15 protein-coding genes are annotated in these 16,011 nt (G+C 73.2%); 7 read left to right on the plus strand and 8 right to left on the minus strand.

The genetic code is table 11. The annotated features are described in order from the left end of the window. Window positions 1-5 precede the first annotated feature (5 nt). From ACIBW6_RS15815 to pdhA, 3 genes are read right to left on the minus strand one after another with little or no spacing between them, the layout of a single operon-like run. Window positions 6-1,748, minus strand: coding sequence for a dihydrolipoamide acetyltransferase family protein (locus tag ACIBW6_RS15815; protein ID WP_399059888.1), 1,743 nt, complete (start codon window positions 1,746-1,748; stop codon window positions 6-8). 13 nt (window positions 1,749-1,761) lie between these two features. Beyond that, complete coding sequence (locus tag ACIBW6_RS15820; RefSeq protein ID WP_399059889.1) at window positions 1,762-2,772, minus strand: alpha-ketoacid dehydrogenase subunit beta; 1,011 nt, start codon at window positions 2,770-2,772, stop codon at window positions 1,762-1,764. Beyond that, entirely contained in the window at window positions 2,769-3,923 is a 1,155-nt protein-coding gene (gene pdhA, locus ACIBW6_RS15825; protein WP_399059890.1) for a pyruvate dehydrogenase (acetyl-transferring) E1 component subunit alpha, read from the minus strand. The genes ACIBW6_RS15820 and pdhA overlap by 4 nt, the downstream gene beginning before the upstream one ends. A 174-nt stretch (window positions 3,924-4,097) precedes the next feature. Between pdhA and ACIBW6_RS15830 the strand changes: the two genes are divergently transcribed. Next, the gene (locus ACIBW6_RS15830) at window positions 4,098-4,610 is read left to right on the plus strand and encodes an Lrp/AsnC family transcriptional regulator (protein WP_399059891.1); all 513 of its coding nucleotides are present in this window, start codon (window positions 4,098-4,100) and stop codon (window positions 4,608-4,610) included. A gap of 25 nt (window positions 4,611-4,635) precedes the next feature. Here ACIBW6_RS15830 and ACIBW6_RS15835 read toward each other — a convergent pair whose 3' ends face one another. Both ACIBW6_RS15835 and ACIBW6_RS15840 read right to left on the minus strand, forming a co-directional pair. Then, the gene (locus ACIBW6_RS15835; protein ID WP_399059892.1) at window positions 4,636-5,244 is read right to left on the minus strand and encodes a TetR/AcrR family transcriptional regulator; all 609 of its coding nucleotides are present in this window, start codon (window positions 5,242-5,244) and stop codon (window positions 4,636-4,638) included. Then, window positions 5,241-6,749: a 3-hydroxyacyl-CoA dehydrogenase gene (locus ACIBW6_RS15840; protein WP_399059893.1), complete on the minus strand. Its 1,509-nt coding sequence runs from the start codon at window positions 6,747-6,749 to the stop codon at window positions 5,241-5,243. The genes ACIBW6_RS15835 and ACIBW6_RS15840 overlap by 4 nt, the downstream gene beginning before the upstream one ends. A 261-nt stretch (window positions 6,750-7,010) precedes the next feature. Here ACIBW6_RS15840 and paaN point away from each other — a divergent pair, with 261 nt between their 5' ends. Beyond that, a complete protein-coding gene (gene paaN, locus ACIBW6_RS15845) occupies window positions 7,011-8,726 on the plus strand; it encodes a phenylacetic acid degradation protein PaaN (protein ID WP_399059894.1) in 1,716 nt (571 codons plus the stop codon). A gap of 5 nt (window positions 8,727-8,731) precedes the next feature. On the opposite strand, the gene ACIBW6_RS15850 is transcribed toward paaN, so the two are convergent. From ACIBW6_RS15850 to ACIBW6_RS15860, 3 genes are read right to left on the minus strand one after another with little or no spacing between them, the layout of a single operon-like run. Next, window positions 8,732-9,532: a TrmH family RNA methyltransferase gene (locus tag ACIBW6_RS15850; RefSeq protein WP_399059895.1), complete on the minus strand. Its 801-nt coding sequence runs from the start codon at window positions 9,530-9,532 to the stop codon at window positions 8,732-8,734. A 10-nt stretch (window positions 9,533-9,542) separates the two neighbouring features. After that, window positions 9,543-10,784 (minus strand): HTTM domain-containing protein, encoded by a 1,242-nt coding sequence (locus ACIBW6_RS15855; protein ID WP_399059896.1) that lies wholly within the window; start codon window positions 10,782-10,784, stop codon window positions 9,543-9,545. After that, on the minus strand, window positions 10,781-11,848 hold the full coding sequence (locus tag ACIBW6_RS15860) for a DUF5819 family protein (protein ID WP_399059897.1): 1,068 nt from the start codon (window positions 11,846-11,848) through the stop codon (window positions 10,781-10,783). The genes ACIBW6_RS15855 and ACIBW6_RS15860 overlap by 4 nt, the downstream gene beginning before the upstream one ends. Window positions 11,849-12,159: 311 nt before the next feature. Here ACIBW6_RS15860 and paaA point away from each other — a divergent pair, with 311 nt between their 5' ends. The 5 genes from paaA (at window position 12,160) to ACIBW6_RS15885 (ending at window position 15,884) form a co-directional block, all read left to right on the plus strand. Beyond that, window positions 12,160-13,161 (plus strand): 1,2-phenylacetyl-CoA epoxidase subunit PaaA, encoded by a 1,002-nt coding sequence (gene paaA, locus ACIBW6_RS15865; RefSeq protein WP_399059898.1) that lies wholly within the window; start codon window positions 12,160-12,162, stop codon window positions 13,159-13,161. Continuing rightward, window positions 13,158-13,475: a 1,2-phenylacetyl-CoA epoxidase subunit PaaB gene (paaB, locus tag ACIBW6_RS15870; RefSeq protein ID WP_399059900.1), complete on the plus strand. Its 318-nt coding sequence runs from the start codon at window positions 13,158-13,160 to the stop codon at window positions 13,473-13,475. The genes paaA and paaB overlap by 4 nt, the downstream gene beginning before the upstream one ends. A 62-nt stretch (window positions 13,476-13,537) precedes the next feature. After that, window positions 13,538-14,254 carry a 1,2-phenylacetyl-CoA epoxidase subunit PaaC gene (gene paaC, locus ACIBW6_RS15875; RefSeq protein WP_399060033.1) on the plus strand — a complete coding sequence of 239 codons (717 nt, stop codon included), beginning with the start codon at window positions 13,538-13,540 and terminating at the stop codon, window positions 14,252-14,254. Next, window positions 14,248-14,802, plus strand: coding sequence for a 1,2-phenylacetyl-CoA epoxidase subunit PaaD (paaD, locus tag ACIBW6_RS15880; RefSeq protein ID WP_399059901.1), 555 nt, complete (start codon window positions 14,248-14,250; stop codon window positions 14,800-14,802). Before paaC ends, paaD begins: the two co-directional genes overlap by 7 nt. Beyond that, window positions 14,802-15,884, plus strand: coding sequence for a 2Fe-2S iron-sulfur cluster-binding protein (locus tag ACIBW6_RS15885; RefSeq protein WP_399059902.1), 1,083 nt, complete (start codon window positions 14,802-14,804; stop codon window positions 15,882-15,884). The genes paaD and ACIBW6_RS15885 overlap by 1 nt, the downstream gene beginning before the upstream one ends. Window positions 15,885-16,011 lie beyond the last annotated feature (127 nt).

Here is a 16,011-nt window from a genome sequence, read left to right on the forward strand (position 1 = left end):
CCCGGTCAGAGGGTGCGCAACAACACCGCAGGCTGTTCCACACAGTCAGCGACATACCGCAGGAAGCCGCCCGCCGTGCCGCCGTCACACACCCGGTGGTCGAACGTGAGCGAGAGCTGGACCACCTGGCGGACCGCCAACTCCCCCTCGTGCACCCAGGGTTTCGGCACGATCCGGCCGACGCCGAGCATGGCCGCCTCGGGGTGGTTGATGATCGGCGTGGACCCGTCGACCCCGAACACTCCGTAGTTGTTCAACGTGAAGGTCCCGCCGGTGAGTTCCCGCGGGGTCAGCGTGCCGGCCCGCGCCGCCTCCGTGAGCCGCGCGAACTCCGCGCTCAACGACTCCGCCCCGCGCGCATGGGCGTCCCGGACGACCGGCACGACGAGCCCGCGCGGAGTCTGCGCGGCGAATCCGAGGTGCACCTCGTCGAACCGCACGATCTCGCGGCGCTCCGTGTCCACCGTGGCATTGAGCTCCGGGTAGCGGGCGAGCGCCGCCGTGCAGATCCGGGCGAGCAGCGCCAGTACGGAGATCTTCGGCCCGGCGGACGGACCCGTCGCGGAATTCATCGCTCCGCGCGCGTGCATGAGCGCCGTGGCGTCCGCGTCGACCCAGCAGGTCGCGTCCGGTATCTCCCGACGGCTCCGGGAGAGCTTGTCGGCCACGGCCCCGCGTACGCCCCGCAAGGGGGTGCGGTGGTCCCGCGCCCCGGAGGCCTGCGCGTCGGTCACTTCAGCGGCGGGCTGCATGCCCAGGGGCTCCGCGGCGGCCTGGGAATCCTGGGAAGCCCGGGCGATGAGTTGGCCGCCGCCGATGAGCTGACCGCCGCCACTCCCAGCGGCCTGCGCCGCCACAGCACGCTCGACATCCGACCTGAGAATGAGCCCGTCGGGTCCGGAACCCGCCACTTCCCGCAGGTCGAGCCCGCACTCCCGGGCAAGCTTGCGCACGAGCGGCGAGATGACGGGCACAGGCCCGCCTCCCCGCACCCCGGCCCCGGAGCCCGCCACCGTGGCCACCCCCGCAGCAGGCTGCCTCGCACCCGCTGACGCAGGACCGGCGAGCGCCGACGCGGCACTGGGAGACACCGAGGCCGCCCGGTCACCGGCCACGGAGGCCCCGGCCCCCGCACCCCCGGGACCCGTGCCCGCACCACCGGCCCCCGTACCCGCACCCCCGGGACCCACCGGCACCGGGCCGCTCGCCGCCGCAGCGCCGCCTGCCGATCCGACCGCGCCGGGCCCCGTCCGAACCCGCCGACGCCGCGCGGGCGGAGCCGCCGTCCCGTACCCCACCAACACGTTCCCGGACCCCTCACCCCCACCCGACGCCACGCTCCCGGCAGCACCCCCTCCGGCACCTCCGGCACCTCCGGCCGGACCGTCCACAGCGCCGTCGGCCGACCCGGCACCCCCGGCCGGACCCTGCACGGCACCCCCGGACAGGCCGCTGGCATCATCCGAAGCACCTCCCCCCGCACCCCCGGAGGCCCCTCCACTCGCTCCGACCGCCACCGTCACCAGCGGCGCCCCCACCGGGAGTTCGGTCCCCTCCTCCCCGAAGCGGGCCGTGACCACACCGCCGTAGGGGCAGGGCACCTCGACCATCGCCTTGGCGGTCTCCACCTCGACGACGGGCTGGTCGACGGCGACGACGTCGCCGACCTCCACCAGCCACCGCACGATCGTCGCCTCGGTGAGCCCCTCCCCGAGGTCGGGCAGCCGGAACTCCAGAACCTGCGCCATCAGACCGATCCCCTCACTGGTCCCACTGGAGCCGCGCGACCGCGTCCAACACCCGGTCCACCCCGGGAAGATGGTGCCGTTCCAGCATCGGCGGCGGGTACGGAACGTCGAATCCGGCCACACGCAGCACCGGCGCCTCCAGATGGTGGAAGCAGCGCTCGGTCACGCGCGCGGCGATCTCGCCGCCGGGTCCGCCGAAGCCGGCCGACTCGTGCACGACGACCGCGCGCCCGGTGCGGCGTACCGACGCGGTGACCGTCGCGTCGTCGAACGGCACCAGGGAGCGCAGGTCGACCACTTCGAGATCCCAGCCCTCCGCGCGGGCCGCCTCGGCCGCCTCCAGGCAGACGGGCAACGACGGACCGTACGTGAGCAGCGTGGCACTGGTCCCGGGGCGGCGGACCACTGCCGTGCCTATGGGCTCAACGTCCGCCGGAGCGTCGGGGTTCCAGGGATCCTTCGCCCAGTACAGCCGCTTGGGCTCCAGGAACACCACCGGGTCGTCGGAGGCGATCGCCTGCCGCAGCAGCCCGTACGCGTCCGCGACGGTGGCGGGCGTGACGACGGTGAGGCCGGGCGTCGCCATGTAGTACGCCTCGGAGGAGTCGCTGTGGTGCTCCACGCCGCCGATGCCGCCTCCGTAGGGCACACGCACGGTGAGGGGCAGCGGCATGGCGCCCCGGGTGCGGTTGCGCATCCGCGCCACGTGGGAGACCAGCTGCTCGAAGGCGGGGTACGCGAACGCGTCGAACTGCATCTCCACGACCGGCCGCAGCCCGTACATGGCCATGCCGACGGCGGTGCCGAGGATGCCGGCCTCGGCGAGCGGGGTGTCGGTGCACCGGTCCTCGCCGAACTCCTCGGCGAGCCCGTCGGTGACACGGAAGACCCCGCCGAGCGCGCCGACGTCCTCGCCCATGACGTGCACGGCAGGGTCCTCGGCCATGGCGTCCCGCAGGGCCCGCCCGAGGGCCGCCGCCATGGTGGTGGGGCGCGCCACCGGCTGGTCGGCGACGGTTGTCATGACCGGCCCCCTTCGGACGCCTCCGCCTCGGCGTCGAGCTCGGCCCGCAACTGGGCGGCCTGCTCGCGCAGCTGCGACGTCTGCTCGGCGTACACGTGGGTGAACAGGTCCATCGGGTCGAGCGCGGGGTCCTGGTTCATGCGCGCGCGCAGGGCGGCCGCCATCTCCTCGGCGCCGTCGCGCACGGCCTGGATGCCGGCGTCGTCGATGAGGCCGCGCCGCGTCAGCTCGTGCTCCAGCAGCAGGACGGGATCGTGCCCGCGCCACGCCTCGACCTCGGCCTCGCCGCGGTAGCGGGTCGCGTCGTCCGCGTTCGTGTGCGCGTCCATCCGGTAGGTGACGGCTTCGATCAGGGTCGGGCCGGCGCCACCGCGCGCGCGGGCCACGGCCTCGGTGAGGACCTCGTGCAGTGCGGGTGCGTCGTTCCCGTCGACCAGGCGGCCCGGCATCCCGTACCCGACGGCCTTGTGGGCCAGGGACGGCGCCGCGGTCTGCTTGGCGAGCGGCACGGAGATGGCATACCCGTTGTTCTGGACGAGGAAGACGACCGGTGCCTGCCAGACGGCCGCGAAGTTCAGCGCCTCGTGGAAGTCGCCCTCGCTGGTGCCGCCGTCGCCCACCAGGGCGAGGGCCACCACGTCGTCGCCCTTGAGCCGCGCGGCGTGGGCGAGGCCCACCGCGTGCGGGAGCTGCGTCGCGAGGGGGGTGCACAGGGGCGCGATGCGGTGCTCGCGCGGGTCGTACCCGGTGTGCTGGTCGCCGCGGAGCAGGGTCAGGGCCTGCACGGGGTCCAGGCCGCGGGCCACCGCGGCGAGGGTGTCGCGGTAGCTGGGGAAGAGCCAGTCCCGCTCCTCCAGGACGAACGCGGCGGTGACCTCGGCGGCCTCCTGCCCGGTCGTCGAGGGATAGACGGCGAGGCGGCCCTGCCTGGTCAGCGCGGTCGCCTGCGCGTTGAACCGGCGGCCGCGCACCACCTCCGCGTACAGGCGGCGCAGCAGCGCGGGGTCGGCCTTGTCCGCGGCCGCCGTGCCCAGGACCCGGTAGGGCTCCGCGTCGGGCAGCAGCGGCGCGGGGTCCGTGCGGGGCTGCCAGGCGGGCGGCGGCGTGGGCGCGCCTGCGCGGTGGGCGCCCCGCTGCTCCGTGACCGTCATGACGGCACCTCCTCGTAGGAGCGGCTTCGAGGGCGCGTCGGGCGTGATGCGCCTCACCTACCGATTGTTCGGTCGCCGACACATTTTGGCTACAGGCACCGCCAGGCTGTGGACAAACGGTTCTGCACAGCCTGTGATGAACGCAGTACGTCCATGGTAGGGAGGCGGGGGCGGATGGCATCTGAACAAATGGCCGACGGTTCCGGCGGGCGGGATCCCGGCCGCCACGACCCCGTGGTCCGGCCCCTGGACGCCATCGACCGGGACATCCTCCAGATGCTGCGCAGGGACGGCCGCGCGTCTATACGCTCCGTGGCCGAGCACGTCCATGTGTCCCGGGCGAACGCCTACGCCCGCATCAACCGCCTCATCGAGGACGGCGTCATCCGCGGGTTCGGTGCCCGCATCGACCACGAGCGGGCCGGCCAGGGCGCCTCCGCGTACATCACCCTGAAGATCGTGCAGAACTCCTGGCGCACGGTCCGCGACCAGCTGAGCCGGATGCCGGAGGCGGCGCACATCGCGCTGGTCAGCGGCGCCTTCGACGTGCTGCTCCTGGTCCATACCCAGGACAACCGCGCCCTGCGCGAACTGGTCCTCACCAAGCTCCAGGCGATCCCGGAGGTGCTCGGCACCCGGACCCTGCTCGTCTTCGAGGAAGAGGACCTCGGCCCGGACAACCCGTAGCGGCGGGCCGGGCCGGCGAGCGCCCTCAGTCCTGTTTGCGCAGCCCTTCGAAGACCAGCGTGACGACCGCCTCGGCGACCTCGCGGTCGCGCAGGCCGCCGCCGTCGGGCCGGTACCACTCGACGACGGAATTGATCATTCCGAACACGAGCCGTGTGGCGAGCCGCACCGGTATGTCGTCCCGTACGTCGCCGTCGGCGGCGGCCGCCTTCAGCAGCTCGGCCACCTCGTGGTCGAACTCCCTGCGCCGCTCCATCGCCCAGCGCTCGGTGTCTGTGTTGCCGCGCACCCGCAGCAGCAGCGTCACGTAGGGCAGTTCGGCGGTGAGCACCTCGACCATGCGCCGCGTGACGTACTCCAGGCGCCGCACCGCGCGTCCCGCGCGCGCGGGTTCCTCACCGAGGATCCCGAAGAGGCCGTCCAGCGCGCGGCTCACAGCGCGGCGCAGCAGCTCCTCCTTGCCCGTCACATGGTGGTAGATCGAGGACTTGGAGATGCCCGCCGCCTTGGAGAGGTGCTCCATGGAGGTGCCGTCGTACCCGCGCTCGTTGAAGACCGTGACCGCGACCGCGAGCAGGGTGTCGGGCGTGTAGGTGTCGCGTCGGGCGCCGGGGTCGCGGCGTGCCGTGGTCATACGGTGCCCTCGCGCTTCTCGGTGGCGTAGGAGTGGCGGTAGAGCGCCAGGGACGGCACGTAGCGGCCCGAGGGGTCGCGCAGGTGCAGATCGTCGAGGAGGGCGTACGCCCAGCTCTTGCCGAGCTTGCGGCTCCACTCGAAGGGGCCGAGCGGGTAGTTGACCCCGAGCCGCATCGCGGTGTCGATGTCCTCCTCGGTGGCGACGCCCTTGGCGACGGCGTCGTGGGCCAGGTCGATGATGCGCGCCACCGTGCGGGCGACGATCATTCCGGGCACGTCCCCGATGACGCTGACGTCCTTGCCGAGCGCCTGGAAGAGGCCGATGGCCTCCTCCAGGGTGCGCTGGTTCGGGTCCTGGGCCGTGGCGAGCGCGATACGGGTGGCGCGGCGGTAGTCGAGCGCCAGGTCGAAGTAGACGACATCCTGGTACTCGATGGCCGTCTGCCCGTCCGCGAGGGCGAGCTGGCCGCCGCTGGGCAGCACCAGGCGGGCGCCGTTGTCCTCGTCCTCCTCGCGCACCTCGATGCCTGCCTCCCGGATGAGGGCGAGCAACTCGTGCGCGGGGCCGAGATCGCCTTCCGCGACCACGTAGGCGGGCCTGTCCGCCGGGCCGGCCGTATGCGGCTCGGGACGCTCCTCGCCGTCGCCGTACGCGTACCAGCCCTGACCCGCCTTGCGCCCGAGGTGTCCTGCCTCGACCAGGCGGCGCTGGGCCAGCGAGGGGCGGAACTTCACGTCCTGGAAGAAGCCCTCCCACACCGAGCGCGTCACCGCCTCGTTCACGTCCTGGCCGATGAGGTCGGTCAGCTCGAAGGCGCCCATCCGGAAGCCGCCGCTCTCGCGCAGCACGGCGTCGATCGTGGCCGGGTCCGCGCCCTGGTCCTCGTGGACGGCGAACGCCTCCGCGTAGAAGGGCCGCGCGATGCGGTTGACCAGGAACCCGGGCGTGTCCGCGCAGGCCACCGGCGTCTTGCCCCAGGCGCGGGCGGTCTCGTACGCGCGCGTGGCCGCGGTGACATCGGTGGCGGAGCCGGAGACGACCTCGACCAGCGGCAGCAGCGGCGCGGGATTGAAGAAGTGCAGGCCCACGAAGCGGCCGGGTACCCGCAACGCCCCGCCGATCGCCGTCACCGACAGGGACGAGGTGTTGGTGGCGAGCAGGCAGTCGTCCGCGACGATCTCCTCCAGGTCGCGGAAGAGCTGCTGCTTGACGTCCAGTCGCTCCAGGACGGCCTCGACGACGAGGGCCGCGTCCGCGAGTTCGTCGAGCGTCTGCGCGGGTGTGAGGCGGGCGACGGCGGCCTCACGGTCCGCCGCGCTCATCCGCCCCTTGTCGACCAGCCGGTCGAGCCGGGCGGCGATCGACGCGGCGGCCGTGCGGGCCCGCCCGTGCACGGTGTCGTACAGCCGGACGGGATGCCCCGCGACCAGGGCGACCTGGGCGATGCCCTGGCCCATGGTGCCGGTACCGACCACGCCGACGAGGCGATCATGTGCTGTCATGCGCGCGATCCTTCCGCATGCAGCGGCGTTTCCAGGCGCCGGGGCCGAACCAGGGCTGAAAGGGACGGTTGTCCACAGCTTTCACGCACCCTCTTGTCCCGACCGATCGTTCGGTTACTCTAACTCTCACTGTTCGTCCCTGCCCAGCCCTGCCCGGTTCTGCCGGTCCTGCCAGGTTTGGCAGGTCTGCCCAGATCCGCCCCGTCCCGCCCAGCTCGCCGGCTCGACGAGGAGCCGGCGCCCAGGAGGAGTTGGTCCGCCATGGCCGCCGCCGAACGCACCGCGCACGACCTGATCGCCAAGCACCGGCCGACGCTCGACAAGGCGCTGGAAGCGATCCGCACGCGCGCGTACTGGTCCCCGCACCCCGAGCACCCCAAGGCCTACGGGGAGGACGGCAGCCTGAGCGCCGCCGAGGGCAAGGCCGCCTTCGACGCGCTGCTCGGCACCCGCCTCGACCTCGGTCAGAGCGGCACGGACGACTTCGTGGGCGGGGAGGTCTCGCCGTACGGGATCGAGCTGGGGATCAGCTATCCGCACGCCGATGCCGACGCGCTGCTGCCGGCGATGCGCGCGGGCATGGGCGCGTGGCGGGCGGCGGGCGCGGAGGCTCGCGCGGCGGTCTGCGTGGAGATCCTGGCGCGGATCAGCGCGCGCACGCACGAGTTCGCCCACGCCGTCATGCACACCAGCGGGCAGGCCTTCATGATGGCCTTCCAGGCGGGCGGCCCGCACGCACAGGACCGCGGCCTGGAGGCGGTGGCGTACGCGTACGCGGAGCAGGTCCGCACGCCGGAGGCGGCCCGGTGGACCAAGCCGCAGGGCAAGCGCGACCCGCTGGTCCTGGACAAGGAGTTCACCCCGGTCGGGCGGGGTGTCTCGCTGCTGATCGGCTGCAACACGTTCCCGACGTGGAACGGATATCCGGGCCTCTTCGCCTCCCTGGCGACCGGCAACCCGGTCCTGGTGAAGCCGCACCCGCGCGCGGTGCTGCCCCTCGCGCTCACCGTGCAGGTGGCCCGGGACGTCCTGGCCGAGGCCGGTTTCGCCCCGGACCTGGTCGCGCTCGCGGCCGAGCGGGACGGCGAGGGCATCGCCAAGACCCTGGCGGTCCGCCCCGAGATCAAGATCATCGACTACACGGGCTCGACGGCGTTCGGCGACTGGCTGGAGGCGCACGCGCGCCAGGCGCAGGTCTACACGGAGAAGGCCGGCGTCAACACCGTCGTGATCGACGGGACCGACGACTACCGCGGCATGCTGGCCAACCTGGCGTTCTCGCTGTCCCTGTACAGCGGCCAGATGTGCACGACCCCGCAGAACCTGCTGGTGCCGCGCGAGGGCATCAGCACCGACCAGGGCCCCAAGAGCTACGACGAGGTCGTCGCGGACCTCGCGGGCGCGGTCGGCGGCCTGCTGGGCGACGACGCCCGGGCGAACGGGCTGCTGGGCGCTCTGGTCAACCCGGACGTGAAGGCGCGCCTGGAGGCCGCCGCCGGGCTCGGGGACGTGGCACTGGCGTCGCGGCCGGTCACCCACCCGGACTTCCCCGACGCCGTCGTGCGCACCCCGGCGATCGTGAAGCTGGACGGGGCGCGGAAGTTCTGGGAGGCGGTGGACGTGGAGGCCGCCTACATGGACGAGTGTTTCGGCCCGGTCTCCTTCGCCGTCGCCGTCGACTCCACCCAGGACGCGGTGGAGCTGCTGCGGCGCACCGTGCGCGAGAAGGGTGCGATGACCGTCGGCGCGTACACCACGTCCGACGAGGTGGCCGGAGCCGTCGAGGACGTCTGCCTGGAGGAGTGCGCGCAGCTCTCCCTCAACCTGACGGGCGGGGTGTACGTGAACCAGACCGCGGCCTTCTCCGACTTCCACGGTTCGGGCGGCAACCCTGCGGCGAACGCGGCCCTGTGCGACGCCGCCTTCGTCGCGAACCGCTTCCGCGTGGTGGAGGTGCGCCGGGAAGCCGCTGTCTGAACCGGCTAGGGGGCGTGCGTGCTGTGCGCGCTCCAGTGGAAGAGCGTCATGCCGACGCTGGTGGCCAGGTTGTAGCTGGAGACCTGGGGCCGCATCGGCAGGGCGACCAACTGGTCGGCACGCGCCCGCAGTTCCGGTGAGAGACCGGTGCGCTCGGACCCGAAGGCGAGCAGCGCGTCGTCGGGCAGCTTCAGGCCGCGGATGTCCGCGCCTTCGGGGTCGAGCGCGTACAGCGGGCCGTCGGGCAGCTCGTCGACGGCCAGCCGCTCCACGGCGGTCGCGAAGTGCAGTCCGGCACCGCCCCGGACGACCGTGGGGTGCCAGGGGTCGAGGCTGCCGGTCGTGACGACGCCGGTGGCGCCGTACCCGGCGGCGAGCCGGATGACGGCGCCCGCGTTGCCGAGGTTGCGCGGGTTGTCGAGCACCACGACGGGGGCGGTGCGCCCCGCGCGCGCCAGAGACGCGACGTTCCCGGCACGGTCCGGCCGCCCGGCGAGGGCGGCGACACCGGTCGGATGCAGCCGCGGCACGAGAGCGCCCAGCGTCTCCTGCCCGACCTCCACGAGGAGCGCGTCCAGCGCCGGCCCGACGTCGGGGGCCAGCTCGGCGGCGAGAGCGAGCGCGGCGGCCCGGTCCACGGCGAGCGCGACCGGGACATCGGCGCCGAAGCGCACGGCGTGCTTGAGGGCGTGGAAGCCGTCCAGCAGCACCGCCGCGTCGGCCAGGCGCCGCCAGACCCGCACGGCGCCCTCAGGCCCGTCCTGTGGCGGTGTGTGCGCGCCGCTGTCCCTGCTCGTCCCGCTCATGGCCGAAAGCCTACGTGCGGGCCGTGGGCACCCCGGCCGCCGCCGGTTCGACGTCCTGAGCCGTCCGCTGCCCGGGCACCCGCCCGCCGCGCGAACCGGCGAACAGGCGGCCACGCGCGCGTGCCGCCCCGCGCCCGATGCGCAGCAGGAAGGTCGTGGGCAGGAACACCGCGTCGGCGGCGATCATCGCGAGCGAGAAGAACGGCAGCCCGAGCACGACGGCGATCACCGCGTGTTCGAGGATCATGAACACCAACAGGACGTTCTTCATGCGCCGGTTGAAGACCGTGAACGGGAAGGCGACCTGCACGGCGACCGTCCCGTAGGTCACCAGCAGCACCATCGGCCCGTACGCGGTGAGCAGGTCACCGAGGGCGGGCCACGGCGAGAAGTAGTCCAGGTGCAGCGGGTAGTAGACCGCGGTGCCGTCCTGCCAGCGGCTGCCCTGGATCTTGTACCAGCCCGCCGTCGCGTAGATCAGGCACGCCTCGACCATGATCACCAGCAGGGCGGCGTTGTGCAGGAGGTTGCCGACGACGTCGCACAACAGGCGCGGATCGCCCGGCTCGGCCCGGCGGCCGACCGCCCACCACGCCCCCTGGGCGGCCCACAGGGCCCAGAAGAACAACAGCCAGCCCCCGCTCACCTCGCCCAGGAACGTGACCACCGCCAGCGCCAGCCCCAGGACCCACCACAGGACCATGCCGCCGCGGTCCTCGGGCTCCCGCCCGCCGAGGGCCTCATGGGCGTCACGCGCGCGTGCGGCGCGTCGCGCGTCCAGCGACCACACCTGACCGCAGCGCGTGAAGACCAGGTAGATCGACATGAGGTGGATGACGTTGTCGCCGCCGTCCCCCACGAAGATGCTGCGGTTCTGCAGCGACAGCACCCCGATCATGAACAGCACCGACGTGGCCCGGGTGTGCCAGCCCAGCATCAGCAGCACGGCCGCCGACACCGCGCCTACGTAGACGCACTCGAACCACACCTGGCTGTCGGACCACATCAGCGCACTGAAGGCGTGGTTGTCCGCGATGAGCCGCTGCGCCAGATCCCAGTTCCACGGCCCGTCCGGCCCGTACAGCTCCTGCCGGTGCGGGAACTCGCGCAGCAGGAACAGCAGCCAGGTCGCGGCGAACCCGATGCGGATCACCGCGGTCTGGTAGCGGCCGAGCGGCGCCGCGGTGGTCCGCTGGAGGCCGGTGCGCACCGTCTTCTCCAGTCGTTCCGACACCTCGTCGATCCGGCTCATCGGACACCGCCCGCCGCGGCCCCGGCCCCGGCCCGCAGGTGGGTGCCGCGGCCGAGCGACGCGTCCTGTGACGTCACCGTCCACCAGGGCACCTGCCGGTAGAACGGCTTCTGGTTCACCTTCTCGTCACTCCACTTCGGCGGTTCGACCACGGTCGACTGCGAGCGGACCTGTACGCGCTCCACGACGTCCCCCGCACCGGCCACGCCGAGCCGGTCGAGGCGTAGGACGAGGACGCGGCGCAGGTACTGCTCGGAGAGCGTCCCGCGCAGGCCGTTCGGCCGGTTCTGACTGTCGTGCGTGGACATGAAGATGTCCCAGGCGCGGCGCAGTTCGTTCTGCTGGGTGTGGCTGGGCAGCAGGTTCCCGTCGATGGCGGCGCCGTCCTGCCCGGACAGGTCGTACCAGCGGGTGGTGCGCACCTCGCCGCCGGCCGACCGGACCTCGGCCCGCGCCTGGACCGCGACGTTCTGCTGGAGCGGGTTCGGGGCGAACAGCTTCCAGTTCTGTTCGAACTCGGGGTAGATCCAGGCCTCGACCTGGGCGCCGTGCTTCTTGGACAGCGTGTTCGCGGGCGCGACGTGCAGGAACACCATGAGGAGGTGGACCCCGGCGAAGACGGCGATCCCCGCGAGGGCGAGCGCGGCGAGGACCCGGTACGGCGGCGAGAGCGCGACGATGCCGCGGGGCTCGGGGAGCGGTGGGGCGGGTGGGCCGGGTGGGGCCCCTGGTGCGGAGGGGATGCCTGGTGCGGAGGGGATGCCGGGTGCTGAGGGCTCCGACGCGGAGGGGATCTCCGGTGCGGAGGGCCCCGTGACGGTGTCACCCGGGACGGCCGGCGCGGGCGAGCCTCCCGGGTCGGCCGGCGCGGGCGAGCTTCCCGGAACGGCCACCGCTGGCGAGCTTCCCGGGTCGGCCGGCGCGGTCGGGGTTCCCGGGTCGGCCGGCGCGGTCGGGGTTCCCGGGTCGGTCGGCGCGGCGGGCGGCGGGTCCGGTGGTACCGGAGTCGCCTCCTGCTGCCTGCGCCGGGCGGCCTCGTCCGCGGCGCCCGCTTCGGTCTCCATCGGTGTTCCCCGTTTCCCCGGTCCCGTAGTTCCCCTGGCCCGTCCGGCCCGGGCACCCGGGCCACCCGGCCACCTGACCGCCCGGCGACGAACCGATTCCGCGTCGACCGGCACGGCCGGTGCGGCACCGGCACGGTACTGGGGAGCGGCCGCTCGGCACAGCTGCCCGCGGTTATCCACAGGCTGGGCGGCTCAGGGTTGACACCCTACGGCGCGACGTCCCACCATTGAATCCACGAACCGAACGATCGGTCGGGAGCGGGCGAAGGCCCGGCCGGGATTCGGGCAGCCGAGGTCGAGGGGGACCGGGAATGGCGACAGCAGCCCCGCACCACCAGGTGGCCGGGACGGAGACGGACCGCGCCGCGGCGTTCCAGGCCGCCTTCGACGCCGCCGTGGCGGCGGACGAGCGGATCGAGCCCCGCGACTGGATGCCGGACGCCTACCGCGCGACGCTGGTGCGCCAGATCGCCCAGCACGCCCACTCCGAGATCATCGGCATGCAGCCAGAAGCGAACTGGATCACGCGTGCGCCGTCCCTGCGCCGCAAGGCGATCCTGATGGCGAAGGTCCAGGACGAGGCGGGCCACGGGCTGTACCTGTACGGCGCGGCCGAGACCCTCGGCACCAGCCGCGACGAGCTCCTCGACAAGCTGCACAGCGGCCGCCAGAAGTACTCCTCGATCTTCAACTACCCGACGCTGACCTGGGCCGACGTGGGCGCCATCGGCTGGCTGGTGGACGGCGCGGCGATCACCAACCAGGTCCCGCTGTGCCGCTGTTCCTACGGCCCCTACGCCCGCGCGATGGTTCGGGTCTGCAAGGAGGAGTCCTTCCACCAGCGGCAGGGGTACGAGCTGCTGCTGGCCCTCAGCCGCGGCACGGAGGCCCAGCACGCGATGGCCCAGGACGCCGTGGACCGCTGGTGGTGGCCGTCCCTGATGATGTTCGGCCCCCCCGACGACGAATCGGCGCACTCCGCACAGTCCATGGAGTGGAAGATCAAGCGTCACTCGAACGATGAACTGCGTCAGCGCTTCGTCGACATCTGCGTCCCCCAGGCCGCGTCGCTCGGACTGACGCTCCCCGACCCGGAGCTGCGGTGGAACGAGGAGCGCGGGCAGCACGACTTCGGGCCCATCGACTGGTCGGAGTTCCGCGAGGTCCTTCAGGGCAACGGCCCGTGCAACGACCAGCGGATCTCCCAGCGCAGGCGCGCACACGACGAGGGCGCCTGGGTGCGCGAGGCCGCCGCGGCCCACGCGGCCAAGCACGCGAAGGCAGCGACGACGTCGGAAGGCAGGGCCGCATGAGTGCCATCCCCACCCCCGAGGCCGCCGGGCCCGCTCCGGCCTGGCCCCTGTGGGAGGTCTTCGTCCGCTCCCGGCGCGGCCTCTCCCACACGCACGCCGGCTCCCTGCACGCCCCGGACGCGGAGCTGGCCCTGCGCAACGCGCGGGATCTGTACACGCGCCGCGGCGAGGGCGTCTCCCTGTGGGTCGTGCCCTCCACGGCGATCACCGCCTCGTCCCCGGACGAGCGGGACCCGTTCTTCGAGCCGGCCGCCGACAAGCCCTACCGCCACCCGACCTTCTACGAGATCCCCGAGGGGGTGAAGCACCTGTGACCACGACCCCCGAGACCCCCGAGGTCTCCGAACCCCCCGAGACCCTCAGCCCGACCGCGGCCATGGCGCTCGCCCTCGGCGACGACGCCCTGGTCCTCTCGCACCGCCTCGGCGAGTGGGCCGGCCACGCGCCCGTCCTGGAGGAGGAGGTCGCCCTGGCGAACATTGCCCTCGACCTGCTCGGCCAGGCCCGCCTGCTCCTCGGCACGGTCGGCGACGAGGACGAGCTGGCGTTCCTGCGCGAGGAGCGCGCCTTCCGCAACCTCCAGCTCGTCGAGCAGCCGAACGGGGACTTCGCCCACACCATCGCCCGCCAGCTCTACTTCTCCACGTACCAGCACCTCCTGTACGCGCGGCTGGCGGAGGGGGAGAGCGTGTTCGCCCCGCTCGCTGCGAAGGCCGTCAAGGAAGTCGCCTACCACCAGGACCATGCCCGGCAGTGGACGCTGCGCCTGGGCGACGGCACGCAGGAGAGCCACACCCGCATGCAAGCCGCGGTCGACGCGCTGTGGCGCTTCACCGGCGAGATGTTCCAGCCCTTCCCCGGCCTGGACGCCGGCGGCCCCGACCCGGAGCTCGACGTGGCCGCCCTGCGGGCACCCTGGACGATGGCCGTGACCGACGCCCTGCGCCAGGCCACCCTCTCCGTCCCCGAGGGCCCCACCACCGGAGGCTGGCGCGCGGGAGCGGGACGCCAGGGCCTGCACACCGAACCGTTTGGGCGCATGCTCGCCGAGATGCAGCACCTGCACCGCAGCCACCCGGGGGCGTCATGGTGACCCTCGCCCACGACCGGGAGACTCCCCTCGAAGCCGAGCTGCGGGTCCTGGCCGGTTCGGTGCCCGATCCCGAGCTGCCCGTGCTGACCCTGGAGGAGCTGGGCGTCCTGCGCGCCGTGCACGCCCGCGGCCCCGGCCGCGTCGAGGTCGAGCTGAGCCCCACGTACACGGGGTGCCCCGCCCTCGAGACGATGGCGAGCGACATCGAGCGCGTCCTGCACGAGCACGGCATCCCCGAGGTCATCGTCCACACCGTGCTGAGCCCCGCCTGGTCGACGGACGACATCACCCCCGCGGGCCGCCGCAAGCTGCAGGAGTTCGGCATAGCGCCGCCCCGCACCACGCGCCCGGCGGGCCCCGTCCCCCTCGCGCTCGGCCCGACCAGGCACCTGGCCGGGGCTGTCGACGACACGGCCGGCCCCGTCGCCTGCCCGCACTGCGGCGCGACCGACACCGAACTGCTCAGCCGCTTCTCGTCCACGGCCTGCAAGGCGCTGCGCCGCTGCCTGTCCTGCCGTGAACCCTTCGACCACTTCAAGGAGTTGTGATGGCCGAAGGAGGGCGCAGAGCCCGCTTCCACCGGCTCCGCGTCACCGCGGTCGACCGGCTCACCGACGACTCCGTCGCCCTCACCTTCGCCGTCCCCACGGAGCTGCGCGAGGCCTACCGCCACGCCCCGGGCCAGCACCTCACCCTGCGCGGCACCGCGGAGGGCGCGGAGATCCGCCGCACGTACTCGATCTGCTCCCCGGTCCCGGCCGACGGGCCGCCGCGGACCCTGCGGGTCGGCGTGCGGCTCGTCGACGGCGGCGCCTTCTCGACGTACGCGCACAAGGAGATCGCCGTCGGCGACGAGCTGGAGGCGATGCCGCCCGCCGGGCGCTTCACTCTCGAACCGGCCCCCGGGCACTACGCCGCGGTGGTCGGCGGCAGCGGCATCACCCCGGTCCTGTCCATCGCGGCGACACTGCTCGGGCGCGAGCCCAGGGCCCGGTTCTGCCTGATCCGCAGCGACCGCACCGCCGCATCGACGATGTTCCTGGACGAGGTCGCCGACCTGAAGGACCGCTATCCGGACCGGTTCCAGCTCGTCACCGTGCTCTCCCGGGAGGAGCAGCAGGCCGGGCTCGCCTCGGGCCGGCTCGACGAGGAGCGACTGGCGGCGCTGTTGCCCGCGTTGCTGCCGGTGGCGGAGGTCGCGGGATGGTTCCTGTGCGGGCCCTATGGGCTGGTGCAGGGTGCCGAGCGGGCGCTGCGCGGCCTGCGGGTGCGGCGCGAACGCATCCACGAGGAGATCTTCCACGTCGAGGACGGCCCCGCGCCCCTCCGTGCCACCACGGTGCCCGTGCCCGCGCACAGCACGGTGACGGCACAGCTCGACGGCCGCTCCGGCACCTGGCCGGTGGGGGACGGCGAGTCCCTCCTGGAGACGGTGCTGCGCAACCGCCCGGACGCGCCCTACGCCTGCAAGGGAGGCGTCTGCGGAACCTGCCGCGCCTTCCTCGTCTCAGGCACCGTCCGGATGGACCGGAACTTCGCGCTGGAGCCGGAGGAGACCGAGGCGGGCTATGTCCTGGCCTGCCAGTCCCATCCGGCGACGGAGAAGGTGGAGGTCGACTTCGACCGCTGATCCCGGGTTCTTGAGTCACGGCCCGTGCCCCCCGGGCCCTGGGTCTCTAGGTCTCGGGCCCGGGGCGGCGCCCTGCACGGGGCCCTAGTGTCACCAGCCCCGCGCCCTGGGCACCCCGGGCACTGCA

The sequence above is a fragment of the Streptomyces sp. NPDC049813 genome, assembly GCF_044465085.1.
Taxonomy (GTDB): domain Bacteria; phylum Actinomycetota; class Actinomycetes; order Streptomycetales; family Streptomycetaceae; genus Streptomyces.

Bases quoted from the DNA above. Each gene is read 5' to 3' on its own strand.
- ACIBW6_RS15850 (WP_399059895.1), bottom strand. From the start codon at position 9,532: ATGAGCGGGACGAGCAGGGACAGCGGCGCGCACACACCGCCACAGGAC.
- paaN (WP_399059894.1), top strand. From the start codon at position 7,011: ATGGCCGCCGCCGAACGCACCGCGCACGACCTGATCGCCAAGCACCGG.
- ACIBW6_RS15860 (WP_399059897.1), bottom strand. From the start codon at position 11,848: ATGGAGACCGAAGCGGGCGCCGCGGACGAGGCCGCCCGGCGCAGGCAG.
- paaD (WP_399059901.1), top strand. From the start codon at position 14,248: ATGGTGACCCTCGCCCACGACCGGGAGACTCCCCTCGAAGCCGAGCTG.
- ACIBW6_RS15815 (WP_399059888.1), bottom strand. From the start codon at position 1,748: ATGGCGCAGGTTCTGGAGTTCCGGCTGCCCGACCTCGGGGAGGGGCTC.
- pdhA (WP_399059890.1), bottom strand. From the start codon at position 3,923: ATGACGGTCACGGAGCAGCGGGGCGCCCACCGCGCAGGCGCGCCCACG.
- paaA (WP_399059898.1), top strand. From the start codon at position 12,160: ATGGCGACAGCAGCCCCGCACCACCAGGTGGCCGGGACGGAGACGGAC.
- ACIBW6_RS15855 (WP_399059896.1), bottom strand. From the start codon at position 10,784: ATGAGCCGGATCGACGAGGTGTCGGAACGACTGGAGAAGACGGTGCGC.
- ACIBW6_RS15840 (WP_399059893.1), bottom strand. From the start codon at position 6,749: ATGACAGCACATGATCGCCTCGTCGGCGTGGTCGGTACCGGCACCATG.
- ACIBW6_RS15835 (WP_399059892.1), bottom strand. From the start codon at position 5,244: ATGACCACGGCACGCCGCGACCCCGGCGCCCGACGCGACACCTACACG.
- paaB (WP_399059900.1), top strand. From the start codon at position 13,158: ATGAGTGCCATCCCCACCCCCGAGGCCGCCGGGCCCGCTCCGGCCTGG.
- ACIBW6_RS15820 (WP_399059889.1), bottom strand. From the start codon at position 2,772: ATGACAACCGTCGCCGACCAGCCGGTGGCGCGCCCCACCACCATGGCG.
- ACIBW6_RS15830 (WP_399059891.1), top strand. From the start codon at position 4,098: ATGGCATCTGAACAAATGGCCGACGGTTCCGGCGGGCGGGATCCCGGC.
- ACIBW6_RS15885 (WP_399059902.1), top strand. From the start codon at position 14,802: ATGGCCGAAGGAGGGCGCAGAGCCCGCTTCCACCGGCTCCGCGTCACC.
- paaC (WP_399060033.1), top strand. From the start codon at position 13,538: ATGGCGCTCGCCCTCGGCGACGACGCCCTGGTCCTCTCGCACCGCCTC.